Source organism: Advenella sp., from assembly GCF_052108595.1.
Lineage (GTDB): Bacteria > Pseudomonadota > Gammaproteobacteria > Burkholderiales > Burkholderiaceae_B > Advenella.
The window spans coordinates 16,733-41,207 of sequence record NZ_JBQEAU010000003.1; the positions used below are offsets into that span (position 1 = coordinate 16,733).

General features: G+C 52.7%; 22 protein-coding genes. 15 read left to right on the top strand and 7 right to left on the bottom strand.

Annotation, left to right across the window (positions count from 1 at the left end; translation table 11 throughout):
- Positions 1 to 87: 87 nt before the first annotated feature.
- From ACTIKR_RS00915 to ACTIKR_RS00925, 3 genes are all read left to right on the top strand, one after another.
- A complete protein-coding gene (locus tag ACTIKR_RS00915) occupies positions 88 to 1,326 on the top strand; it encodes a glycosyltransferase (RefSeq protein WP_193089116.1) in 1,239 nt (412 codons plus the stop codon).
- A gap of 24 nt (positions 1,327 to 1,350) precedes the next feature.
- Positions 1,351 to 1,446 carry a helix-turn-helix domain-containing protein gene (locus ACTIKR_RS00920; RefSeq protein ID WP_442326955.1) on the top strand — a complete coding sequence of 32 codons (96 nt, stop codon included), beginning with the start codon at positions 1,351 to 1,353 and terminating at the stop codon, positions 1,444 to 1,446.
- A 479-nt stretch (positions 1,447 to 1,925) separates the two neighbouring features.
- Positions 1,926 to 3,482: a hypothetical protein gene (locus ACTIKR_RS00925; RefSeq protein ID WP_226816989.1), complete on the top strand. Its 1,557-nt coding sequence runs from the start codon at positions 1,926 to 1,928 to the stop codon at positions 3,480 to 3,482.
- A 148-nt stretch (positions 3,483 to 3,630) separates the two neighbouring features.
- Here the strand turns inward: ACTIKR_RS00925 and ACTIKR_RS00930 are convergent, their stop codons facing one another.
- The 4 genes from ACTIKR_RS00930 to ACTIKR_RS00945 all read right to left on the bottom strand — a co-directional run bounded on the left by ACTIKR_RS00930 (position 3,631) and on the right by ACTIKR_RS00945 (position 8,579).
- Positions 3,631 to 5,304 carry a sulfatase-like hydrolase/transferase gene (locus ACTIKR_RS00930; protein WP_193089118.1) on the bottom strand — a complete coding sequence of 558 codons (1,674 nt, stop codon included), beginning with the start codon at positions 5,302 to 5,304 and terminating at the stop codon, positions 3,631 to 3,633.
- Positions 5,305 to 5,979: 675 nt separating this feature from the next.
- Positions 5,980 to 6,642 (bottom strand): LysE family translocator, encoded by a 663-nt coding sequence (locus ACTIKR_RS00935; protein ID WP_226816991.1) that lies wholly within the window; start codon positions 6,640 to 6,642, stop codon positions 5,980 to 5,982.
- A gap of 119 nt (positions 6,643 to 6,761) precedes the next feature.
- Positions 6,762 to 7,217 (bottom strand): GNAT family N-acetyltransferase, encoded by a 456-nt coding sequence (locus tag ACTIKR_RS00940; RefSeq protein ID WP_193089119.1) that lies wholly within the window; start codon positions 7,215 to 7,217, stop codon positions 6,762 to 6,764.
- A 786-nt stretch (positions 7,218 to 8,003) separates the two neighbouring features.
- Positions 8,004 to 8,579, bottom strand: coding sequence for a TetR/AcrR family transcriptional regulator (locus tag ACTIKR_RS00945; protein ID WP_193089120.1), 576 nt, complete (start codon positions 8,577 to 8,579; stop codon positions 8,004 to 8,006).
- Between the two features lie 135 nt (positions 8,580 to 8,714).
- Between ACTIKR_RS00945 and ACTIKR_RS00950 the strand changes: the two genes are divergently transcribed.
- Positions 8,715 to 9,401 (top strand): glutathione S-transferase, encoded by a 687-nt coding sequence (locus tag ACTIKR_RS00950; protein WP_193089121.1) that lies wholly within the window; start codon positions 8,715 to 8,717, stop codon positions 9,399 to 9,401.
- Positions 9,402 to 9,615: 214 nt separating this feature from the next.
- On the opposite strand, the gene ACTIKR_RS00955 is transcribed toward ACTIKR_RS00950, so the two are convergent.
- Complete coding sequence (locus ACTIKR_RS00955; RefSeq protein WP_193089122.1) at positions 9,616 to 10,521, bottom strand: LysR family transcriptional regulator; 906 nt, start codon at positions 10,519 to 10,521, stop codon at positions 9,616 to 9,618.
- A 128-nt stretch (positions 10,522 to 10,649) separates the two neighbouring features.
- Between ACTIKR_RS00955 and ACTIKR_RS00960 the strand changes: the two genes are divergently transcribed.
- Positions 10,650 to 11,072, top strand: a complete 423-nt coding sequence (locus ACTIKR_RS00960; RefSeq protein ID WP_442326956.1) for a DoxX family protein — start codon at positions 10,650 to 10,652, stop codon at positions 11,070 to 11,072.
- Positions 11,073 to 11,117: 45 nt separating this feature from the next.
- Positions 11,118 to 11,990: an NmrA family NAD(P)-binding protein gene (locus ACTIKR_RS00965; protein ID WP_193089124.1), complete on the top strand. Its 873-nt coding sequence runs from the start codon at positions 11,118 to 11,120 to the stop codon at positions 11,988 to 11,990.
- A 320-nt stretch (positions 11,991 to 12,310) separates the two neighbouring features.
- Here ACTIKR_RS00965 and ACTIKR_RS00970 read toward each other — a convergent pair whose 3' ends face one another.
- Positions 12,311 to 13,159 carry an NAD-dependent epimerase/dehydratase family protein gene (locus ACTIKR_RS00970; protein WP_193089125.1) on the bottom strand — a complete coding sequence of 283 codons (849 nt, stop codon included), beginning with the start codon at positions 13,157 to 13,159 and terminating at the stop codon, positions 12,311 to 12,313.
- Between the two features lie 317 nt (positions 13,160 to 13,476).
- Positions 13,477 to 13,935, bottom strand: a complete 459-nt coding sequence (locus tag ACTIKR_RS00975) for a DUF302 domain-containing protein (protein WP_370540227.1) — start codon at positions 13,933 to 13,935, stop codon at positions 13,477 to 13,479.
- 303 nt (positions 13,936 to 14,238) lie between these two features.
- Between ACTIKR_RS00975 and ACTIKR_RS00980 the strand changes: the two genes are divergently transcribed.
- The 9 genes from ACTIKR_RS00980 to ACTIKR_RS01020 all read left to right on the top strand — a co-directional run bounded on the left by ACTIKR_RS00980 (position 14,239) and on the right by ACTIKR_RS01020 (position 24,339).
- Positions 14,239 to 15,210 (top strand): tripartite tricarboxylate transporter substrate binding protein, encoded by a 972-nt coding sequence (locus tag ACTIKR_RS00980; RefSeq protein WP_226816995.1) that lies wholly within the window; start codon positions 14,239 to 14,241, stop codon positions 15,208 to 15,210.
- A gap of 24 nt (positions 15,211 to 15,234) precedes the next feature.
- On the top strand, positions 15,235 to 16,422 hold the full coding sequence (locus ACTIKR_RS00985; protein ID WP_193089126.1) for an acyl-CoA dehydrogenase family protein: 1,188 nt from the start codon (positions 15,235 to 15,237) through the stop codon (positions 16,420 to 16,422).
- Between the two features lie 17 nt (positions 16,423 to 16,439).
- On the top strand, positions 16,440 to 17,162 hold the full coding sequence (locus ACTIKR_RS00990; RefSeq protein WP_193089127.1) for an SDR family oxidoreductase: 723 nt from the start codon (positions 16,440 to 16,442) through the stop codon (positions 17,160 to 17,162).
- A gap of 22 nt (positions 17,163 to 17,184) precedes the next feature.
- Positions 17,185 to 18,228: a cyclase family protein gene (locus tag ACTIKR_RS00995; protein ID WP_193089128.1), complete on the top strand. Its 1,044-nt coding sequence runs from the start codon at positions 17,185 to 17,187 to the stop codon at positions 18,226 to 18,228.
- Between the two features lie 13 nt (positions 18,229 to 18,241).
- Positions 18,242 to 19,828 carry an AMP-binding protein gene (locus ACTIKR_RS01000; protein ID WP_226816997.1) on the top strand — a complete coding sequence of 529 codons (1,587 nt, stop codon included), beginning with the start codon at positions 18,242 to 18,244 and terminating at the stop codon, positions 19,826 to 19,828.
- A gap of 62 nt (positions 19,829 to 19,890) precedes the next feature.
- Positions 19,891 to 20,649 carry a GntR family transcriptional regulator gene (locus ACTIKR_RS01005; RefSeq protein WP_193089130.1) on the top strand — a complete coding sequence of 253 codons (759 nt, stop codon included), beginning with the start codon at positions 19,891 to 19,893 and terminating at the stop codon, positions 20,647 to 20,649.
- A gap of 1,622 nt (positions 20,650 to 22,271) precedes the next feature.
- Positions 22,272 to 22,829, top strand: a complete 558-nt coding sequence (locus ACTIKR_RS01010) for a MarR family winged helix-turn-helix transcriptional regulator (protein ID WP_193089131.1) — start codon at positions 22,272 to 22,274, stop codon at positions 22,827 to 22,829.
- Positions 22,830 to 22,981: 152 nt separating this feature from the next.
- Positions 22,982 to 23,806 (top strand): alpha/beta fold hydrolase, encoded by an 825-nt coding sequence (locus ACTIKR_RS01015; protein WP_193089132.1) that lies wholly within the window; start codon positions 22,982 to 22,984, stop codon positions 23,804 to 23,806.
- Positions 23,807 to 24,105: 299 nt separating this feature from the next.
- The gene (locus tag ACTIKR_RS01020; RefSeq protein WP_442326957.1) at positions 24,106 to 24,339 is read left to right on the top strand and encodes a recombinase family protein; all 234 of its coding nucleotides are present in this window, start codon (positions 24,106 to 24,108) and stop codon (positions 24,337 to 24,339) included.
- Positions 24,340 to 24,475 lie beyond the last annotated feature (136 nt).

A 24,475-nucleotide genomic window follows, 5' to 3' on the forward strand; every position in this document is an offset into this window, starting at 1 on the left:
CATTCGGGAAAAGTTCTGATCTGTTTGTTGACGTAGCCGAGCGATATGTTCCGTATATCCTTAAAAGGCGTTAAAGGAAAAACCCATATGCGTGTGGCCATTCAAACCTTAGGCACCAGAGGCGATGTTCAACCCTACATCGCATTGGCGCTTGGACTGATCAACCAGGGTCATGAGGTGCAAATTACCGCACCGGTTCAATTCGATGCCATGGTTCGCGAGCGCGGCATCGCCTTTGCGCCGCTTCCGGGCGAATTTCTGGCGCTCCTTGACACGCCGCAAGGGAAGGCTGCGATAGCAGGCAGCCAGGGTTTCACCGCGGGCCTCAAACTGCTCAAACATATGCGCCCGCTGATGCGGCGGCTGCTGGAAGAGGAGTGGGCCGCCGTCAAGGCGTTCGCACCCGATATTATTGTGTCCCACCCGAAATCAATCGCTTCGCCGCACATGGCCCAAGTCCTTAAATGCCCATTCATTCTTGCATCGCCACTGCCCGGCTTTACGCCAACCTCTGCCTTCCCGAGCCCGATGCTGCCCTTTGCGACTTTGGGGCCGTTGAACCGTGCCAGCCATAGTCTGGCCATCAAGGGCGCGCAGTTTTTGTTCGCAAAGCTGATCCGCGATTGGCGAGAGGCCTCGCTGGGTCTTTCTGGCCGTTCCCGCGGCGTTGCCAAGCCTGCTGGCACGCTCTATGCTTATAGCCCCCATGTTCTCCCTGTACCATCGGACTGGGACAGCACTGTCCTGGTCAGTGGCTATTGGTTTCTGGATGATGAGGATTGGCGGCCGTCTTATGCGCTTGCGTCCTTTCTGGATGCCGGTGAGCCTCCCGTTTACGTCGGCTTTGGCAGTATGCCCGGCCTGGATCCGCAGAAAACCACAGAGATTATTATTGAAGCCCTTGCCAGCGCGGGCAAGCGTGGATTGCTGGCTAGTGGCGGTGGTGCGCTGGGGGCGGTAGAGAACATGCCGGCCCACATCTATATTGTTGCAGACGCGCCGCACCACAAACTGTTTCCCCACGTGGGGGCGACTATTCATCATGGCGGCGCAGGAACGACGGGGGCGTCGCTGCGTGCGGGCAAGCCCACGACGATTTGTCCGTTTTTCGGGGACCAACCTTTTTGGGGAAGGCGCGTTGCGGATCTGGGCGTCGGGCCGACGCCACTGGATCGCAAGGCGTTGTCGGTTGACAGCGTCGCGGCGGCAATCGCGGCGATGGACGACCCGCAGATGCGCGAGCGCGCAGCCGCATTGGGCGCTGCGATTGGCCAGGAGAATGGCATTGCTGCCGCCGTTAAATTCGTTGAAGAGAGAGGCCGTTGAAACGCAGTTCAGCGCATCACAGAAGTGGCGATGAACTGCGGCTTCAAGGACGTCTCGCATTTCAGCAGGGCGTTTCGGGCAATGTTCGGCACCGCTCCTTCATCGATAGGGCGTGGGTAAAAGCCAATCAGAACGTTAGCGTAATTTCACGAACTTATCGAGAATGGATCAGTGCACCTGAACTATCGAATAATCGCCCTCAGTACAGTCAAGCCTTGTTGACTCATTTTAGTAATACCTGCGTTGTAATATCTGCGTTAATGAGTGCTGGGCTCTTCGATCAGCCCAAGACCCTTCGCACAAAAACGGCTTGCCAGCCAACCCGTTTGGCGACATACTCAGAACTTCAAGGGGAGCCCCCACGAGGGCAAGGTCCATTAAATCATCTGCGACCTGACACCTATTGTCTGTTTTTTTCGCCGTTCGGAACCGCCGAAATGGAGAATCCAAGGCCTGCAGCATTTACTGCGTGAATGCATGGCATTGTGCAGCCTATAAAACTTAACGTGCGTTTTGTTCGGTATGACCCGAGGTTCAATACTTCGGTCCCGAGCGTCGGGATCGGAAATCTGCAATCCAACTCAAATCGAGGAGCAAGCATGAATCCGTTTGACCACGTCGTTCCAATGCGAACAGAAGAACTGCACCATGTCCCCCCGGCGCAAAGCGCGCGCAACCGCTTTGCCGATGCCGCGATCCCGCAAAACCCGTGGATGGCTAAAAATGATTTCGGGAGTCCGCACCAGGATAGTTGGTGCTCCGAATCTGTGTCACTTGACGGGCCCGTTAGCGACAATCTTCTGCTTATCAAGCAGCGCAACCCGTTCGGATACACACCGAATATGGTTTGCAACAGCCAGAACCAAATGGTAGGCATCGCGCTGGATTATGCCTCATCCCAGTTTTGGGTGGTGGTGTTCGACGAGAACTGCAACCTTATTTCGGGCACGCCCGCAGGCAAGCGCACCAGCAACACCTTCGGCGGCGGCTATTTTTACCTGGATAATAACGACAACACGATTGTCGTACAGGAAAATCGGATCGTCAGCTATCCGACAGCGAACGTGCAGCCAAAAGAAGGCGATATTTATGAACTTGAACCGAAGTGGGAGAGCCTCGACATCATTGAGTTGGTCACCGGTTCGGGGCACGGTAATTCGCTTTACTCGGCACTTCCCGTTTGGGATCATAACCGTCCGAATCTTTACTGGTGTCTGATTGCCGGTAACTACGACTATGAGAACTATCCGGACAGCACACTCAGGAATCAGGCATGGATGGCGGTTGTGGAAATCAATCCGAGCGACGGGAGCACAACGCTGATTAGCGCCGAGAGGCTGGAGAATCAGTGGAACAACAACACGTTCGCCGTTGATGCAAAGGGGGCTTATATTGTCACCAACGGTCTCGACAGTGAAGGCGCCTGCACGGAAGGCTATCTCTGGGCTTTTGGTCTGGAGGGGAACAACATCACCGTGCGCTGGAAGACGCTCTACAAGAACGCCGGTTATTTGAAACCGGGTCAGAAGAACATCGGTTCGGGAACCACGCCGACGCTCACCATACTGGAAGACGGCACTGAATTAGTGGGCATTACCGACAATGCCGATCCCCGCCTGAATGTGGTGGTCTGCAATCGCGCGGACGGGAGCATCATCTCCGAAACGCCGTGCTTTGCGACGATGAGAAGCGCCGACGAAGCCTCGCTGATTGGCGTGGGCGATAGCTTTGTGGTCGAAAACAATTTCGGCCACTACCCAACGTGGCCGTTCTCGCAGCTGGTTCCCAATGGGCCTGGCATGGCGCTGATCCGCATTAACCCCCAGAACGCCGAGCAGCCTGATGAACAGGTCTGGGAGCTGCCGGACATGCACTTTTACGCGATGAACATGCTCTGCCGCGGCAGCGGTATCATCTTCGCCCATACGTGTGACTGGTCCGATGACATCTCGTCCTCAAAGGGAGGGATGTATTACATCAGCGCGATCGACTCTTTTAACGGCAGGGTGATTTGGAATATCCCTCTGGGCAGGGGTGTTAACTATTGCCACGAGTATGGCGGCATTTACTTTAACCGGAATGGTGATCTCTACATCGGTACCAATCGGTATCTGATCGCTATTAAGAATTTCCGACGCCTTGTCGAAAAGCCATAGGAAAGCGCGACTGAACCGGTGGGAATGATGGGGCGTTTTCTTGATCATTCCACCGGAATTGCTCGAGGAGCCGCCCGCTGCTGACTGACTGTTCGGCTGTTCATGGCAGCGGGCTACAAAAGACCCCGCAATCGATATTACCGTTGCATTAATCAGCCGCCTGCCCAGTCGGCCGTAGGCGTTTCTTGGCTCGCTGCTCCCGCATCACGGCCTGCAGCGCCTTGATCACGGAGTCAGATGCGGGTGTCTGGCCGCAGTTGCCGGCCAGGTTTGTGGTTTCCAGCGGGTCTTCGCTCAGGTTGTACAGCTCGAATTCGGCCGGGCCGCCTTCAGGCTGCGGGGTAATGCTTTGGTCCGGGTTGCTCGCCCCTCCCCAGAATTTCGGATTGCTATAGTAGTGCGAATATTTCCAAAGCTGTTTTTCGCCGCTATCATTTATTAAATGTGTGATAACGGTTTCCACATGGCTGGGCTCGGCAATTGGCGAATACGGGTTGCCACGTGGATTGACGTCGGTCAGGCCTTCGCTCACCTCGTCATCTGTCATGAAATAGAGCGCCTCGTCACTGCTGCCGCCGGTGCCGCTGCTGCTGACCAGCTCGGAAAGATTTGCGCCAACCAGTGGATGGACTTCGGAATGGCTTGGTTTGAGTGCGTCGGCGGCTTCTTCCTGGTTGATGCCGGCCAGGCCCATGAGGGTGGGAAGGATGTCTACATGGCTGGTCAGGGCGTGACTGTTGTTCTGGCCGCTAAACAAGGTCGGATTGGATATGATGAACGGAATATGTAAGGATTCTTCGTAGGCGTTATACCATTTCTGGTGCATACCGCCATGCGCGCCCAGCATATCACCGTGGTCCGAGGTGTAAACGACGATGGTGTTCTCGAAAAACCGGCTGTTGCGCAGTCTCTGGTAAACCTTGAGAATTTCCTGATCGACCACGTACTGCAGATAGTAATACATCTGGAAATACTGCGGAATGGTCGGGTTGCGGAAGAACATTTCGCCGTACTTTTCGGCATAATCCTTCTGCGCCCGGGGCTTGGTGGACAGGTCCTCGCAGCGGGTTGGCGGCAGCGGCAGGTTCAGGTTCTTGATGAAATCCGGGAAATCATAGTTGTATTCGAAGCCCAGCAGCCACGGCGTGCCGAAAAATACGATGTCATGCGGGTTGGTGAACGAGGCAACCGTCAGCCAGGGTTGATTGCTGTCATCGTTTTCCAGCGTGTCCAGCAGGCCGACAATCTGATCGGCAAAGCCGGGATCGCGGTTGACGCCCGCGTTGGCTTTGGCCGAGCCATGCGGGTCGGGGCCGATCCAGCCGTCAAAACCATATTCATTCAGCTTATTCGCTGATTTATACAATTGCTCCGCACGTGTTATGGGTGTGCCGTCGTCTTTGGTACTCATCATGACATCGACACTGCCGGGCAGAATGATATCCGGGTGCGACAGATGCCATTTTCCGCGGTAAAAGGTGCGGTATCCTCCGGCGCGAAAATAGTCGCCCATGGTCGGCACGGTGTTTGGATCCAGATAGAGCATATTCGGGTCGTACCACTCTTTGGCCATGCCCGACGTTTGCGTGACGCCATGCAGGGAAGGGTATTGGCCGGTGTAAATACTGGTCCGACTGGGGCTACAGGCGGTGCTGGCGGTGTAATGCCGGTGCATCTCCAGGCTGTTTTCGCGCAGCGCGGCAATGCCGTGCAGATACTCCTGGCGATATTGTCGAATACTCTCGTCTTCATATACTGGAGGGTAACGCTCTTCGTCCGTGGTGATAATCAAGAAATTGAATTGCCCATTGTTCGCTGCCATGACCAGGATCTCCTCAGTGTGCTGGTGGATGATAGGGGGTGTAACCTTGATGATTGCGTGGCGTGTGTTTGAATAAAGCAGGGTATTGAGCGTACGAATCATTCATTATGTCGATCGGGGCGGTTTGCCCGGTGATTTTCTGAATGCAGTGGCGAGTGATGGTCTGTCGCGCGCAGTGGAGTGCGCGGATTAGCTTGATGAGGGTGATACAGCAGCTGGTCACAGTCGCGTAGAGAGCCACGCAAATAGCCACGTAAGGGCCATGACGGTCGTTCACCGTATAGCAATTGTGATTTGATTGGAGATTCCGCAGCTTGGTATTGGTCAGCATGGTTTCTGTACGTCCCCACTTCGAGTACCATGCTCACCAGACCTGCAGATATTGACGATACCATTGGCTACGTTTTCTTAGTAGCATGGTAGGAAGGCTCTGGCATGGGAAGAGCCGATGGCGTCTATTATGCCATATGAATTATGATGTCGCCGAATAAAAAGGAATGGTGAACTTCTTGCACGGCCTTCGCGATTGCATACGATTCGGTCAACTAAGGCTAACGTTTATTTCAAATCAATGAAACGGATGAATGCCGGGACTAAACAGGATTTGCCGGCGCTTGTGTGTTGTGCTATCGCGTCGTTTGATGCGATCTGTTCGAGGTTTATTCAACAGTTGCGCTATTTAGTCAGGGCTGACTTCACTATACTCAAACCGATCAGCCCCAAGACTACGCCTGTGCATTTATCAATGTAGTAAGCCAGCTGGGAAAACCTGTTACGTACCTTGTTGGCGGACAATAAATAGATGACTGCGACATCCCAAATAAACACGACCGCGGTCATCCAGACACCCAGCACAACCTTGAAAATAAGACCAACATCTTTAGTTAACACAAGTGTGAATAAACTTATGTAGAACAACAGGTTTTTTGGATTCAAGACCCCTGACATAAATCCGGTAAAAAACTCTTTGGCCAAAGAAGAGTGCGTTACACCGGCACTCATATCGTCAATGGCTAACTGGCTATAGTCGCTCTTTTTTGCCTTCATTGCCATCACGGCCAGATAAATCAAGAACAGGCCGCCAGAAATTTTCAAAGCGATCATGACAGGGACAGAAGCAGCAAGAATTGTCCCGACACCAAGCAGGCAAAGCGCGATATATAACGCATTTGCACTTGCTATACCTGCTGCAATGCCAATCGAACTCTTTGTGCCATTTTTAATTGCACTTTTTACGACCAGGATAAAATCTGGCCCAGGGCTTAATAATGCCAAAAAATGCGCAATGGCGACTGTAAAAAATATACCAATTAAACCGATTTCCATATGTTGTGCCATCTGGATATACCTATACGTCCAAAACGTTGGGCTTCGCTCTTAAGGACGAAGGCAAGCCGTTGTGTGTAAAAAAAACCGAAGTAAAAATAGGAAATTTTCGGCTTATCTGGGTACGATATTTATAAATGTAGCGTCATGAAGACACTATTCGGGTCTTCGACGTACTCACCAAAGGGACCACAATACGTGAAGCCGAAGCTTTCGTATAGCCTCCTGGCAGCGAGGAATTCTTCCATTGTTCCAGTTTCAAGGCTTAATCGTTCGTATGCTCTTGATCTGGCAATTTCGATCACATGTGTAAGGATGGCTCGCCCTGCGCCTTTGCGACGAATCGCCTTGGGCGTACGCATGGACTTGACCTCGCCGTGTTTACTATCCAGTTCTTTTAGGGCGCCACAGCCAAGCAGTCGCGGACCGTCCCAAGCTGTCCAAAATGTGATGTCTGGCTGCCGGAGTTTGTCAAGATCCAATGCGTGCACACTCTCTGGCGGTGAGAGTTCGTACATGCTCTGCAAGTGTTCGTTGAGAAGGGCGTGAGTCTCATCGCGTGAAAGGTCGTCGATCTCGATCCTCATAGTGGCTTGTTCCGTACGAATAGCGCGCCGAAACTAACGGCGCTGTGAGCAATTGCGCGCTCGCTGATTTGCCAACCTCTGCATATTCACGGCAGATACATCGGGCAGTCATATTTCATTCAAGTATAGAAGCGGCGCGTTCCAAGAGAACAATTTTATTCGCTACTAGTTGTCGTTAAATCCAATAAATGAATGACACCAATAAAAAGTGTTGGTTACACAACGAATTTATAAAATTACATCTGACACAATAGTTCGGCAAAAGAATTCATAAAATCGTAATTAATTAAAAATCAAAAAATTATGTAACTAATTGCGTAGCTTGAATAACTCAATCTTCAATCTTCCGATATCTTTCCTATAAACCCCGTCCAATCTGCCTTATGGCTCTTTTTTTATCACTACCAATATTCACCTGGAAATATGTATCATTATTTCAAATGAAATAAAAAATACAATTACTTACTTGGTTGCGATATACAAACCTGGAGCAAGTAACATAAAGTCATCACAGGTGTATTAAGAAACACCTGCTAACCTTTTAATACCTACTAACCGATTGGAGAAAATTATGGACCTGATTTCCGGCCTTCTTGATTCTATTTTTAGTATTTTAGACGGGCTCCCAATTATTGGGGATCTCTTAGGCAGTGGCGACATTTTTGGGTAATGCTTTATAGATAGTTCTTGGTCGACCATAAATTATTTATGATCGACCAAAGTCGAATTTTCCTCAGGCTATGATTCGGCACCCAGGATGGCCGTATAACAACCACAATGCCAGCGCTACCTTGGTATCAAGCCAGCAGACGAATAACCAACAATGAGTTGATCATACAAAGCGATATCAGAACGGCTCCTTGCTATAAGCTGTGCGCCTGCGACGGCTGCAAAAATAGCTTCTGCACGGACCTCACACTCCTTTTCGGGTATAGAGGCAGAAGAGAGCAGCATTCTTTTTAGCCAGGCAATATTTACGTCGGCGAATTTTCGTACCTCTTTCTTAATCTCGTGCGGAAGATCATCTGTTTCGGCTGCCATGAAACTACACAGGCAAATGCGATTGTCTCGCGTGAGCGCCTTTCGGAAAGTTTCAGAATATCTGTGCAGGCATTCAAGCGGACTATCGAGCGCTACCTCCATCGCATGCAGCGTCGCCTCGGAATCTTCCCAATAGCGTCTTGCCACCGCAGCACCAAGATCCGCTTTGCTGGCGTAATGATGATAGACGCTGGCCGCCTTGATCCCGACAGCGCTAGCCAGATCTCGAACATTCAATCCGTTATAGCCGTGCGCCTGCGCCATCTTGGTCGCCTCCAATAGGATTTTCTCCTTTGAACTACCTGCTGCTTCGCTCATCACCTTAGCTCCGGCTAAAAAAACATTGACAGAGCGCAGTATAACGCAATACAGTTAATCTACCTAACGTTAGGTAGATTAATTAAATCCTTAACTAAATCCTTTCGTTGGCTTTTTCAACTTGTTCAGGAGTAGACAATGACATCCGTCATTACAAACATTGATCCTAATAACCGTCCCGCCATGACGGTCTACGACTTCCCGGTCGGCCCCTATCCAACGAGAGTTAGAATCGCTATCGCAGAAAAGCAATTGCAACAGCGCGTTCGATTTGAGATGGTCGATCTGTACAAGGGCGAACACAAGAAACCAGAGTTCATCGAGCAGAAAAATTACTCGGGAACACTGCCAGTTCTCGAACTGGCGGACGGTACGCTTATTGCCGAATGCACGGCTATCACCCAGTATCTGGATACGCTGGATGGCGCGCCTAGCCTTACGGGCACCACACCCCTGGAACAGGGGATCATACATATGATGAGCAAACGGGCCGAAATCGAATTGCTTGATGCCATCAGTGTCTATTTCCACCATGGCACACCGGGCTTGGGACCATTGGTGGAGCTGTACCAGAATCAGGAATGGGGGCTGCGGCAGCGTGATAAGGCGCTTCGCGGCATGCATTACTTTGATAAAGTGCTTCAGCAGCAACCCTATATTGCAGGCGAACAATTCTCGATGGTCGATATTACGGTCATTGGTGGTTTAGTATTTGCTGCTATTGTCAAGCTCGAGATCCCACCTGAATGTGGGGCCTTGCTCTCATGGTACGAACGGATGAAAATGCGCGACAGTGTGGCAAGCCAACCGGCGTTTTCCGGATAAATGAGCCAGGACTGGGCGTTGCGAACCGCGATGATGAGTGACATAAAACACTTTTCAAGGATCTGAGCGCCCGTTTGCAGGCTTTGGCAGGATTCAACCACCCTCTTAGCGATCGCGTCACAGATCGGCAGACTTAGTGATCTGCGCCAGGACCATACTGAAAACGTTGCCCATCTTGTGCAAAACAGGGCATCGTCCTGGTAGCGGCCACGATTCATACCAGATACGGCGTTAGCACACCTTCAATCCATTTCATGAATGCGCGGACCCGGCGCGACAGATTGCTCCGGTGTGCTACTACGAGGGACACGGCAATTGCCCGGCGACGAAAATCGGGCATCACCTCCACAAGCGCACCACTGTCCAGATATTGACCAATTCCCAGGAGTGGCGCCTGAATCAGGCCAAGACCGGCCAGGGCAGCGGCTTCGTAGGTCTGCGCGTTATTGACATGTAGTGCGCCGGGCAATTGAAGCGTCGCGTAGCTGTCGCCGTCCTGATACTCCCACCCATAAGGCCTTGCGCCCTGCATCGTGGAAAAATGTATGGCCCGATGTTCCTGGCGCTTGAGGTCTTCCAGTGATCGAGGAACGCCATAGCGCGCCAGATAGGCGGGGCTGGCAGCGTTGATCATGCATAACTTGCCCAGTGGACGGGCAATCAGCGTCTCGTCTCGTATCGGACCAAGCCGCAATACACAGTCTAACCCCTCCTGAACCAGATCGACCTGCCGATCCGTACTCGACACCTCCAGCTCCAATTCGGGGTGAGCCGCCATGAACTGTGGCAAAGCCGGCACGATCGTTGTACGCGCTATTTCGGTCGGAAGATCGACCCGTAAACGCCCGCGAAGCCCCTCGTGATCGCCTGCGAACATCGAGTACAGGTCATCGACTTCGGCCAGCAGATCGCGGGCGCGTGCATGGAATGCGCGTCCGTCCTCGGTCAGCTGCACCCTGCGCGTCGTCCGGTGCAGGAGCCTGACACCAACCTGTTCCTCCAGCTTGCGCACCGCCGTTGAGGCCCGCCCCTTCTGGATGCCCAGGCGATCGGCGGCGTGGGTGAAACTGCCCATTTCCGCTATCGTGATGAAGATGAGGATGGGATTGAGATTTTGCATTTTGCGCCTCTATATTGTTCACCCTGAAGAGAACAGTAAGTTCAATTCCTGGGTGTTTATCATACCTAAGGTACACGGTAAGCTTCAGCAATTGGGATCCCCCAGCCGTATATTAAGGAGAATGGCACGTGTCCGAAACGATGAAACTGCATCAGGCGCCTGAAACGATGATCCTGCCTCGCGCCCTGTGGGCCGGCCGGATCATAAGCACATTCGTCGTTCTTGCGCTGTTGGCAGACGGCCTCATTCAGCTTCTGGCGCCGGCGCAGATTGCAAACATGTTGCAGGAAACCGGGTTCGCGCTGGAGCTGACCCATGTCGTGGGGCCGATCCTGCTTGCCTGTGCCATCCTTTACGCCATTCCAGCCACCTCCGTTCTTGGCGCGATCCTGGTGACAGGTTTTCTGGGAGGCGCGATCTGCGCCCATGTCCGCGTTGGCGAGCTGGGCTCGCCACCGGAAATCATTTGCCTGCTTCTGGGCGCGATGACATGGGCAGGCCTATACGCGCGCGATTCCCGTATCCGGGCGCTTCTGCCGCTCGTTCGTTAATTCAACCGGGGCAGTGCGTTGCCCCTTCATATCAGGAGTAAACACATGTTTTTAGTCATGGGCATCACAGGGAAAGTGGGCGGCGCAACGGCAGAGCATCTGCTGGCGCAAGGCAAGCAAGTACGCGCGCTGGTGCGCAATCGTGAGAAGGCAAGGCACTGGGCGAACCAGGGCGTGGAACTGGTCGACGGCGACTGGAATGATTCGGCAGCCATTGATCGGGCGCTCAACGGCGTCGAAGGCGCGTTTGTCATGTTGCCTCCGGTCTGGGCGCCGTCGCCCGATTACAAAGAGGCAAAAGGCGTGATTGCAAGCTATGTCGAGGCGTTGACCAGGACAGCGCCGCCGCGCGTGGTGGCGCTTTCGTCGCTGGGCGCAAACAGAACCAGCGGGCACGGGGTGATTACAGCCTTGTCGCTGCTGGAGCAAGGCTTTCGGGAACTGATATCGCCAACCGCATTTGTGCGCGCAGGCGGATTCTTCGAGAATTTTCTTTACGGCCTGCAGGTCGCGCAGGGCGGGACACTACCGGTCTTCTACAATCCGACAAACCGCAAATCGACCATGGTTGCGACGAACGACATCGGCGCGCAAGTCGCAACGCTTTTGACCGGACCAGCCTGGTCAGGGCAGCGTGTCGTCGAGCTCGGTTCGATGGTGAGCGCGGACGACGTTGCCAAACAGCTGGGTGAGGTTCTGAATCTTGACGTGAAAGCCTATGCCGTCCCGCGTGCGGGATGGACGCAAGCGCTCGAACAATTCGGTATTCCGAAGGGCCACAGCGGACCTGCTGAAGAAATGTACGAGGCCGTAAACGCAGGATGGATGGACCTGGGCGTGCCGGGAACGGAACACGTCGCGGGCACGACGTCGGCGCGCGATGTCTTTGCTGCAGCGTCGAAAGCCGCTGCAGCATAGGCTCGTGGATACTTGCGGTGGGATGCGCCTTTTGGAACCTGCTCTGGCAACGTGCATCCTATCGTGACTCTTGCAGAGAACCCAAAAGCGCTCGTTTTCTAGCGCAGTGTCGCTCTGTTCGTAGTGGCGTGGTTGACGACTAGGACCTGGTTAAAGCCGACCGCCAATGAGGGCAAGCCCTGGATACACAAAACAGGAAGAAGCCGAACCGGCTGATTACCCGCCAAAACGACGTTGTGTCCGGTTCCATATAGGTAAAGTAGAAGGTCACAGGAAACTGTGCGCTTTCAACTGGCAGCGCCTGGGCAATCTTTCAGGCTTTACTCAGCCCGTTGCGCTGCATATCCCTCGAGCGCATTCGGCCATGCGGGCGTCCAGCCGCTGGCTCGCAGCCGCGCGTTCGACAGCCGCTTGCCGCTGGGTGCCCGTAGCTGCCGGGCAGGTGAGGGTGCGCCCATCAGTTGCGCCAGTGCGTCGTATAGTTGCGCTGTTGGCATGGGGCAATCATCCGTTCCTATGTAAAGTGGCTGGGGGTTGGCCAGCGTAAGCAAATGCGCGCAGGCGCTCGCAGCATCATCGATATGAATCCGGTTCGCCCAATGGCCCGGCCCGTCGGGCGCCGTGATCGTGCCAGCCTGCAGCCCTTTTAGCAACTGCAACCGCCCCGGACCGTATAAGCCCGACAGACGCAGCGAGACCCCTGCGCCCGGCGACAGCGAAGCATGCAGCGCATCTTCGGCTTCCAGAAGCGAGATGGCCCGAAAGTTCGTACGCTCTACGGGGGTATTTTCGTCGACCCCATCTTCGGATGGTCCCCAGACGGCGGATGAACCTACCAGTACACACCGTTGTAGCTTGTGCAGGCAACCGGCAGGCAGACTGCCCAGCAGCCTTGGCAGGCCTAGCGAGTACACCCCCGTGTAGTGTGCCGTTGTCCTGCTGTCCGGCGATGGGGCATACAGAATATGGGTAACCTCCGAGAATTCATCCGCACTCAGGAAAGAGAGGCTTTCCGGGTTCAGTAGATCAGCCTCGCGCCAGGAAATGGTGTTCTCGCCGGTAGGCGTCACCTTGCTACGGCGCAGGCCAATGCATTTCCAATGGGCCGGGTCAAACAGCGTCGCTGTCCGTTCACAGAGGTCACCACCTACCAGCAAAAGCGTATTCATATTGGTTACTTAATTACGTATGTGTTTAATTGTGGATGATTGTTTTCAGCACTTCAGAATAACCAAACCGATCAAATAAAGCTAATGGCGGATCCACTTTACCGGGGCCTGTCCATGCTACTTAAATGGCTTTCCTTTTAAGCAGCATTCTAAAAACACTTTTATTTCACGAGTGAAACTAAAAAAGAGATCAGCGCAATTTGAGTGCCGGTGCTCGAATGGGCACTTCAACAATGGCTATTTACCTTGAAAGCTGAAAATGGTTGATTCGCCTGCGATGATCTCTATATGAGGTTCTATCAAAAAATGAGTGCTATCTATTGCTTGGTTACCAGCTTTTGCACTAACTTTTCCGCCTGCCCCAACGCTTTGCCTTCTTGGACAGGCAACTGCAAATTATTAAACGATGTTTGATAAGAATGCATAATGACGTTTACCCCGTTCTTATCCTGATTCACCAGAACTCTTAGCGGTAGGTCAAGTGCCAAGGTTGGATATTTCACCATGAGTGGTGTCCCGGCTTTTGGATTGCCAAAAATAATCACCTTGGTCGGCGGCATTGTAAGATCTGCTTTTTTCGCAGCCTGGGCATGATCAATGACGGCGAAAATCGACATCCCTTTTTCCTTTATCCCGCTCTCTAGTCTTGATACTGTTTCCTCAAAGGGATAAGCACTTTTAAAGTGATGAGTCGATTGAGCAGAAGCAATATTTGCAAGAACACTCACACTACAAATTGAAGCCGTTACCAATATTCGATTGAAGGTGGATAACACAGGGCATCTCCATATACAGTTAATTTAGTCAATGACATCAATAACATAGTAACGGAAGCCAGATCTCGCCCAGCAATTTTGCGTCATTGTCAGCTGTAATCGTGACGGTCTTTCACTTCAAGCATTCACGCCACGCACATAAGTTGTGCATAAAGCACTGGGTCATTGCAAAAATCCAGAATTAGGGTTAATACCATCTATATTTCTATACGTCTAGACGTATAGACTATAAATACATTAAGCCATTTAGTAGTTGGCCTTTGCAGAATCGTTATATAGAAACGATCAAAATTGGAGACTTTTATGAAAAAGAACGTGGTTATAGTCGCTGCGGCAAACATGCTTGCCCTTACCGGCCTGTTGTTTACGCCTGCCGCCTCAGGCGCAGGCAAGAACGATACCTACCCCGATAAACCGATTCAGCTCGTCGTCGGGTACGGCGCCGGGGGCGGCACGGACATGTGTTTTCGCGCGCTGGCGCAGGGCGCGGCAGAAAAGCTGGGTCAATCCATTGTCGTGGAAAACAAGCCCGGGGCCGGCTCCTCGCTGTCGATCTCTTACATCGCACGGCAAAAGCCGGACGGTTATACGTTGGCAGCCCTGTCTACCGGTGCAGTCCTGAATCAGTTTCTCGTAAAAAATATTTCATATGATGTAGGCAAGGATTTGACGCCCATTGCGATGATGGCGCAATATCAGGTCGGCGTTCTGGTGCGGGCTGATTCTCCCTATCACAATGTTGCGGACCTGATCGCTGCAGCGAAGAAAAAATCCATGACCTATAGCACCGCAGGGGTGGGCACGCCACAGCACCTGGCAATGGAAAAACTGGGTGGAATAACCGGCGGGCAGTGGATTCATACGCCTTATAAAAGCGGTATCGAAGCGTCCACCGGACTGATGCGTGGCGATGTCGATTTCATGACGCAGACGGCCGAATGGGCGCCATATGTGCGTGACAAGCGCTTGCGTCTGCTCGCCGTTTTTACCAACAAGCGCATAGACGAGTTCAACCAGGCGCCAACGATGCAGGAGGCCGGGTTCGATATTGTTGCTCCTAGCATTTTCGGGCTGGTAGGCCCCAAGGGGATGGATCCGGCCATCGTCCGCAAACTCGATGATGCGTTTCATCATGCGATGTCCACCAGCACATTCAAAAATTGCGCAAATCAGTTCGGGCTCATGATCGACTATCGCAACGCAAGCGACTTTGCCCGCCATATTGACAATACCGCAGTTCAATGGGGTCCTGCAGCGGCAGAGCTCAAGAAATAATTTACCTTATCAGACCGACGCGCAATGATTAAAAACGATATGCTTGACTGGCCATTTTTTGATGAATCTCACCGGGTGCTCGGTGAAACGCTTGACCGCTGGTGTCAGGATAACCTACAGGCGCTCGGGCACGACGACGAGTTTTCTGCCTGCCGCGAACGCGTAGCCGCTTTAGGCAAGGCCGGCTGGCTTAAATATTGTGTGCCTGCAGGAGAAAATGGCGTGTGGGGCGGGGCCAGGCAGGATCTGGACTCCCGGTCCTTATGCATTTTGCGTGAAACGCTGGCGCAATACGATGCCCTAGCCGATTTTGCGTTTGCCATGCAGGGACTGGGGTCAGGTGCGATCAGCTTGGGCGGGAGTCGCGCCATCCAGGATGCCTATCTACCTAAAGTGAGTAGCGGGCAGGCGATTGCAGCGTTTGCCTTGTCGGAACCGCAGGCGGGGTCCGATGTGGCCGCGCTGTCGTGTCGGGCCGATGCCGATGGCAACGAGTATGTCTTAACGGGTCGTAAAACGTGGATATCCAATGGCGGTATTGCGGATTTTTACACGGTATTTGCACGGACGGGTCAGGGATTGGGCGCTCGCGGGATCACCGCGTTCGTCGTGGATGCCGATACGCCTGGCCTGCATATTGAAGAAAATATCCGCACGATCTCTCCACATCCGCTGGCGACGCTGCGTTTTGATCAATGTCGGATTCCTGCGGATCGCATGCTTGGTAATCTGAACGAAGGGTTCAAACTGGCCATGCGTACGCTGGATATTTTTCGCAGCTCGGTAGCTGCGGCGGCCAATGGTTTCGCGCGTCGTGCGTTGCAAGAGGCATTGACCTATGCTGGTGAGCGAAAAATGTTCAATCAGGCTCTGCTGGATTTCCAGCTCACGCAATCATATCTGGGCGAGATGGCAACTGAAATTGACAAAGCTGCATTGCTCACTTATCGCGCTGCGTGGTTACGAGATGTGCAGGGCGTCAGAACCACCAAGGAAACCGCGATGGCGAAAATGGCGGCGACCGAATCTGCGCAATGGGTGATTGATCGGGCGGTACAGATGCTGGGTGCCCGCGGCGTGGTCAGTGGTAGTCCGGTTGAACGGCTCTATCGTGATATACGGGCCCTGCGTATTTACGAAGGGGCAACGGAGGTTCAAAAGCTGATCATTGCGCGTGAGTTGATCAAGCAGCAGCAAACCGAAACAATATGAATCGATATGGAAAAATGATGACTGAACAGAAAAAAGTCCTGGTCACAGGCGCAAGCAAAGGGATTGGTCGTGCGATCTGTCACCGTTTGCTCGACGATGGGTATGCCGTGACGGGCATTGCGCGTACCAAACCGTCTGACTGGCACGAAGAAGCAGCGTTTCACCAGGTCGATCTGTCTGACCGCGCCCAGTTGTCAGCCGTACTGGAAAAGCTGGCGCAAGAGCGCGCCTTTTACGGGCTGGTCAACAATGTGGGTATCGTGCCAATCGGCGCGATCGAAAGTGTGAACATGGCAGAGCTGCAGGTGGCCGTGCAACTGAATATCGAAGTGGCGATTGCGTGTACACAGGCCCTGCTGCCCGGTATGCGAAACCTGGGCGCAGGGCGTATTGTGAATATCAGCTCGCGTGCGGCGCTGGGCAAGCAGAATCGCACGATTTACAGTCTGACCAAGGCTGGCATGATTGGCATGACCCGCACCTGGGCGCTTGAGTTGGCCGGCGCGGGCGTTACCGTTAACGCCATCGCACCAGGCCCGATTGCCACGGAGTTCTTTAACAGCGCGAACACTGCTGACGATGCGGCGACTCAGAAACTGCTGGCGGCCATTCCTGTGGGGCATATAGGCAAACCCCAGGATGTCGCGCATGCAGTCGCTTATTTTATTGACGAGCGCTGCAGTTTTGTCACTGGGCAGACGCATTACGTTTGCGGCGGTGTGACAATTGGCGCCGCGTAAAAACATATTACAGGAGAAGGAAATGCAACGATGGAAAAAGCGGCCGGATGGCTCGAACTGGGGCGAGTTCGGCTCAGATGATCAATTGGGACGCGTCAATTTACTGACGTCCGAGCAGGTGCTCAAAGGCGTAAAGGAAGTGCAGCATGGCAAGGTTTTTTGCCTGTCTCTGCCGCTGGATATGCCAGGCGGCATGGTCCTGAATCCCAGACGCAAACCGCCCCAATTGGCCGCGACCGAGAATGATGGCGTTCCGTACATGAACTTTTCCATGGAGAATCTGGACGCAAGCGCCATCGATATCCTGAGCGATGATCAGGTCACGCTGTCGTTGCAATATTCCACTCAATGGGATGCGCTTGCGCATGTGGGTGCCCAGTTCGATGTAGACGGCACTGGCGCGTTGAGAAAAACGTACTATAACGGCTACCGCGGCGGCGAAGACATCCTGGATGCCGGTCATACCCATGACCACGACGATGGCGAAGGCGAGTGCAATCACGGTATGGGCGCGTTAAAGCTGGGCGTAGAGAACTTTGCGGTCCAGGGCATGCAGGGGCGCGGCGTGATGGTGGACTTTGTCAGGCATTATGGCCATGGCCGTACCCTGATCGGCTATGAACAATTGATGGCTGTGCTTGAAAAGGATGGAATCAAGATCGAACAGGGGGACATGCTGGTGCTGCGGACCGGCTTTGCGGAAACTGTCATGGAGATGGCCGGCAATCCTGATGCGCAGGCGTTGCACGAGGCCGGCGCCGTACTCAATGGTGCAGATTCACGGCTGCTGCAATGGATAACGGATAACGGCATTGCATGTATTTGCGCAGACAATTATGCTGTCGAAGCGTACCCCGCCTTGAGCGAGGGTGAGAAAAAATCATTGCTGCCATTGCATCATCATTGCCTGTTCAAGCTTGGACTGCCACTTGCTGAGCTATGGTATCTGAAGGATCTGGCGATATGGCTGCAAGAGCAGAATCGCTATCGCTTCCTGTTGACCGCGCCGCCATTGCGTTTGCCTGGCGCAGTCGGCTCTCCGGTGACCCCCATCGCGACGGTGTAGCATGACAACGCAAATGAAGACGTTCCATCAGCTGCTGGACCAACACCTGCGTGTGCGTCCCTCTTCAACTGTGTTATATGATGTAGACAAAGCGTTCAGCCTTCAGGATCTTCATGAAGAGGCCGACCGGGTTGCGCGGCTACTGGCGGCAAACGGCGCGCAGCCAGGAGAGCGCCTGGCGCTTTGGTTACCGACATGCAGCGCCTGGCTGTCGGTGTTCTACGCCTGCGCGCGTCTGGGCATCACGGTGATTGCAATGAACACCCGGTTTCGCAGTCGCGAGGTGGCCGATCTTCTGGCTCGCGGGGAATGCCGCTGGCTCGTGCTCTGGCCCGAATTCAAGGGTCTGGATTTTGGCGGAATTCTGAAGGAAGTGGATACCGGTATTCTCGATACGCTCAAGGGCATTGTGGCCGTGGGCGACGCGCCCAGGCCAGATTGGCTGGGCGCGCCTGCGTGGCTGGATTATTCGGTTGAGCCTGGTCAGGTCAGTCTTCCGGAACCCCCTGAAGGCACGGCGCCTGCTCTGGTCTATACGACCTCTGGAACAACCTCGCTGCCCAAACTCGTTTGGCATGACCAACAGACGCTGCTTGGTCACGGCTGCGAGGTGGCCAGGCGTTTCGATATCACTGCCCGGGACGTTTTGCTACTGGGGGCGCCGTTGTGCGGCGCATTCGGTTTCTCCAGCGCATTGGGCGCCATGTTCGCCGGGGCCGCCATGGTGTCCTCACCGGTTCTGGATCCCAAAGAATGCACGGAGCAAATCAGGCAATTCAAGGTCACGCATACCTTTGCGAACAATGAATTGCTGAACCGGATTCTGGATTACGCGCAGCAGGCCGATGGCGATAATCCACTGATGACCTTAAAACTTGCCGGCTTTGCCAGTTTTGCGCCTTCCTTGGGTGATTTTCCGACCCGGGCGCAAAGTATGGGGATGACACTGGTCGGACTTTACGGCTCCAGCGAGATGCAGGCGCTGGTGGCCTCACAAGAGGCCGACGCCTCGTTAGCGCAGCGGCAGTTGCCGGGTGGACGACTAACCAGTCGTGACGCTCGGGTACGGGCCCGCGATACGCATTCAGGCCAAGTGCTGGCGCACGGTCAATTAGGCGAAATTGAAATCAAGGCGCCCAGCATGATGCGTGGTTATCTGAATAACCCCGAGGCGACGCACGAGGCGATCGACAGCGACGGTTATTTTCGCACGGGCGACCTGGGCTACACCCTGAACGACCAGCATTTCATCTTTCAGGCCAGGAAGGGAGATTATTTGCGACTGGGCGGTTTTCTGGTGAATCCACAGGAAGTGCAGGACTATATTGAATCGCTGGATGGCGTCAAATCCTGCCAGGTAGTTGGTGCCAGCTTGCAGGGTAAGGCAGTGCCAGTGGCGTTTGTCATTGCGCATGAAGGGTCAAACCTGTCGGAGGCCGAGATCATTGCGCTTAGCCGACATCAGCTTGCGGGTTTCAAAGTACCGAAGAAAGTTGTGTTCGTGACGGCCTTTCCTGTGGTCCAAAGCGCGAATTCCAATAAAATACAGCGAGGTGAACTGCAGAAGCAAGCACAGCAACTCCTGGATACGCAGGCCTGACGGCGGCCGATCCGCAGACGCCACGGTCAACCCGCGTCTGCGGCCTCCTTTCTTACCGGACTATGACAGATAAATCTTCCAATTACGCCGTACTGAGCCGTAGCAAGCAGCCCATCTATCTTCAACTGGCCACTGAATTCAGACGCAGTATCGACGTCGGGCTATGGCATGTGGGTGAGCAGATCCCGCCTTTGGAAGAGCTCATGCGTACCTATGAAGTCTCTCGCATGACGATACGCAATGCTTTGGAGATTCTTGAGGCGGAACAACTGATCACAAGGAGTCGGGGCAAGGGCACTTTCGTGCAGCGTCGTCCGCCCCAGGTCAGTGAACTGCAGTTGCCCACTACCTGGCAGGAAGCCGTGGCACTGAGCGATGTGCTGGGCACGCACAGCATTACAGAGTCTGAAGGGACGATCACGCAATTGCCGGATATGGGCATGCAATGTCGCGCGCAGCCGGCCCAGTCCTATAAATATCTGTGTCGGCTGCATAGCCGGAACAACGTGCCGTATTGTTATAGTGAAGTCTATGTCGATATGGCGCTCTTTCAGCAATATGAAGATAATTTTCTGAGCCATGCGGCCGCGTCGGTCATCGCCCGTATTCCTGGATTGCACGTCGATGAATCCCGGCAAAGCCTGGCGATTATCAATGCCGGATTCGTTTCTGCCAATGCATTGCAACTGGCGGCCGGCGACAGCGTCGCCGAGGTAAAGCGTCTGGCCTGCGCCAATGAAGTAATTATTTACTATGCCCGGTTGGAGTTTCCCACCCGGTATGTCAAGCTTGAGCTGGATTTGCTCGCTGGCGAGCGCTGATTTTTATTGTCTTTTTGGTGCGTTTGCCAGGGTTGTCAATCTAGCGGAACGTGGGGCGAGCGACGTTCGCTCCAGACGATTCTCTACAATCGCGGATAAAGAGCGTTTTTTGTGTGGATTTTGGGTAATCTTGCACCCGATTCGCACTCGCGACAAAAAATCCTGTATTGAAAAAAATCAGCAGCGCTTAGATTATTCTCGAGTAAAGGATATTTCAATACACGCCTGGAAGAGGTCGCCATGTGTGCGAGGTTGACCAAGCGGGATTGGTTTCGGTGGTTGTCCGGCGGGCGCTGTTATGTTGGAAAATACCTCCAGTATTGGGCTAAAAGCTGGGATCACTCTAGAGTATAGGATTTTCTAGGAATTTCACTATGATGCCCCGAGGCCAGAATCGAACCGGCACGCCTTGCGGCGGAGAATTTTGAGTTTGCGTTTTAAGGGGTTAGTATAGGAAAACGTAGCGAAGCTGAGCGTAGATGGAAGCAGGTAAAAAATAATTACTAATCAATGGTATAGCGTAATTTCACGAAGTTGTTAAGAATTGATGTGTGTACCTATACTGTATTGAGTTTTGGTACAGCATTTAAAACCCGAACGGGTGATCGTACTTTGCCACAAAAGCTGTGGAAAATTGAGTTCTAACTTCTGAAGGTCAGTTCAATTCCAGGATGCTTTATTGAGACAGTTTCAAACGTTCAATACGTATCGATCCGTTCATTTTTCGAATCTAAATGCATCCCAATGTAGGCTCTCTTTAACGCTAAATGATCCTTGCGGGTGAGAGCAAGTTTGCATAAGAGGATAGACCAGTCAAAACTATCTACTCTCAAACCCCTTTCAGGGATGACCGAAACTGGCCTTGCGGGGCAATCGCCGGAAACGATGAAGGCACTCAGGCCTGGTATTTGTCAGTCGAGGGAAAAGGGGGACGGGCAAGAGACTTGTATCTGATCAAACCCGCCTTGGAAATACTACAACACTAGCTGATAGCACTGGAGCTAGGGCCAGATTCTAGGTTGAGTGACGCTGATGAGCCGCTGATTGAGTACAAATAGTGGGAAGATAAAGAACAGGATGGGGAAGGGCGGGTTGAGAGATATCCTCTTTACCATACGGTGATCTATATGGATATTAAGCGGTTTTTAGCGGAGCTGGTGTAGGAAATCGAGGGCAAAGCTCCGTTCGATGCACGAGCGCTGAAAGCCATTACGCCACATTGGTGGGGCGGCGATAGCAAAGGATCGATAACTTCTCCCTCATTGTAGCGCTCACCGCCATAAAAGCATCCTTCAGCGGAAATGCTATTTATGTGTTGCCTAAAACAAAATACTCCGGAGAGCGTACACCAGGGCGGTGCTCAGGAAGGGTTCTCACGTTGCGCCAACAATACATAGCATGTCCATGTTGGGCCGGTCAATTAAATTGGACTATCTAATTAAGTTAAGCAAAAATGAGATAATAACGGATTTATCGTGACCGAAACCTATACAATCTGAGCGCATAACATCATCAAATTCTCAGCGATCACGATAGACCGGAATCAGCGGCCATCCTCACTGGAGTATGCAGTTAGTATACTGATGCAAACTTTACTCGGACACATTCAAGGTACAACGCCCATGACACGGATTAAGAAGGATTCCCACAACCTGACAACGCTTCCTCTTACCGCCTCCCAGCCTTCGCTGCTGCCAGATGGGTCAGACCAGGTATTACGGCACTTGACTCTGGGCTTCGCTGTTCTGGGGTGGCAGCTTATCGACATTCGAGCCTCTTTCGGGAAATTACTCCATCTCTCACCATTTCAGTATGTGGCTCTTCAGGCAATTGCGCGTATTGACAACAACGAACCTTGGACCACTCGATTTCTAGCAAAGCATTTTCGGGTAACAAACGCATACGTAAGTATGGAGATTCGTCCGCTCGTTCAGCAAGGCTTGATAAGCAGTCTAGCCAATCCTGACGATAAAAGAGTGAAGTTGCTCTCCGTTACACCGAAAGGCAATTCCTTATTGACAAAGCTGGCCCCGATACAACAGCAAGTAAATGATCGCTTATTTTCCCAATTTAACGAAGCTCGCCTTCTCGAGCAGTGCCGCACTATCGAGCGGATGATCGAAGATGCGGAGCGAGCAAAGAAGCACCTGCAAGATGTCTTGTCCAATCGCGGCTTTTAGCATCCATCTATAAACTAAATCTAACTTCAGAAAAAATCTTGAGAAAAGGCATTGACAACAACAGAGTCATTAATTATAGTTAAGTTACTTACTTAATATATTTATGATATGAATCTGAGAATGTATTATTAAAAACACTAGGAAGAGATGGCATGTCAAACGACCAAACACGGATCATATCTCGAAGGGAATGGATGTTGACAACGGGAAGCGGGCTCGCGCTGTCATTAGTACCACTAAGTGGCGTACAGGCGACTTCAGTATCCGACAGAGGAAAATTCTCGCGACCGGATATCTTACTCGTCCACGGAGCTTGGCATGGAGGGTGGTGTTATCGGCGTGTCGCCGACATTCTTACCGGGCTCGGTCATCGCGTTTTTGCACCGACCCTCACGGGCTTGGCTGATAGATCTCATTTGCTCACCACAAATGTTACGTTGACGACGCACATTCAGGATATCGTGAATCTGGTACGCTGGGAAGAACTCGATAAGTTCATTTTGGTTGGCCATTCCTATGGCGGTATGGTTATCTCGGGCGCAACGGAGCAGATAGGTGCAAACAAAATTCAGTCACTGGTGTTTCTAGACGCCTTTCTTCCCAAAAATGGACAAAGCCTGGTCGATCAATCAGACGTATCTCGACAAATGGTGAAGAATAACCCGACAGCCTTGTTGGAGCCTATTCCAGCAGCGGTTTTTCAAGTTAACGAAGCAGACAGAGAATGGGTGGATCGGCAATGTACTCCACAACCTCTCAAGACTTTCACAGAAGCCCTCACGCTATCAGATATTCGGGATAAAGTGAGTAAGAAACTATATGTTAGGGCAGCCAACTACGAGCAACCGGCATTTGATTCGTTTTTCGATATGGCGAAATCGGATCCTCGATGGTCCGCACATCATCTGCAGTGTGGACATGATGTAATGCTCGACATGCCAGAAGAAGTGGCTAAGCTCATCAGCTCAAGCGCTTGACCAATGCTTCTCGGTATGAACGACGTTGTATCGCCTGGGTCGCCTAGAGCGGCCCGATCAACACCGCTCTGTGGTATCGCATGACTTCCTCGGGCGAAGTAACGTAGGATGCCGAAGTAGGGATGACCTCAGCAAACGGAAAATAAAACACGCAGCGTCTCGGCGGCCGAGTTTAGCCAGCGCTACTTCGTGGGAAGACAGATGATCTGCGCCCGCCAAACAATGCGAAGGAACTGCGGATAGCAAATATATGCTATCCGCAAATGCATCAGATTACCCATAGACCATAGCTCGATGCAATGCTGGCGTTTGTGCATGAAGGTGATACGGTCATAGTGCATAGAATGGATCGCCTGACGCGAAACCTTAACGATTTGCGCCGGCTTGTCCAGTTGCCAACTAAACGTGGTGTGCGTATTGAGTATGTCAAGGAAAGTCTGATCTTTACTGGTGAAGATTTACCGATGGAAAATCTATTGTTATCGGTGATGGGCGTGTTTGCCGAGTTCGAGCGGGCACTGATCCGCGAGTGACAACGGGAGGGTATTGCTCTGACAAAACGCGGCGCCTATCGTGGCCGCCAAAAGTCTATATCATCTGAACAAGTGATCGTCCTGCTTCCTGGGATTGCGTCTGGTGAGAAACAATCAGTGCAGGCCGATGAGTATG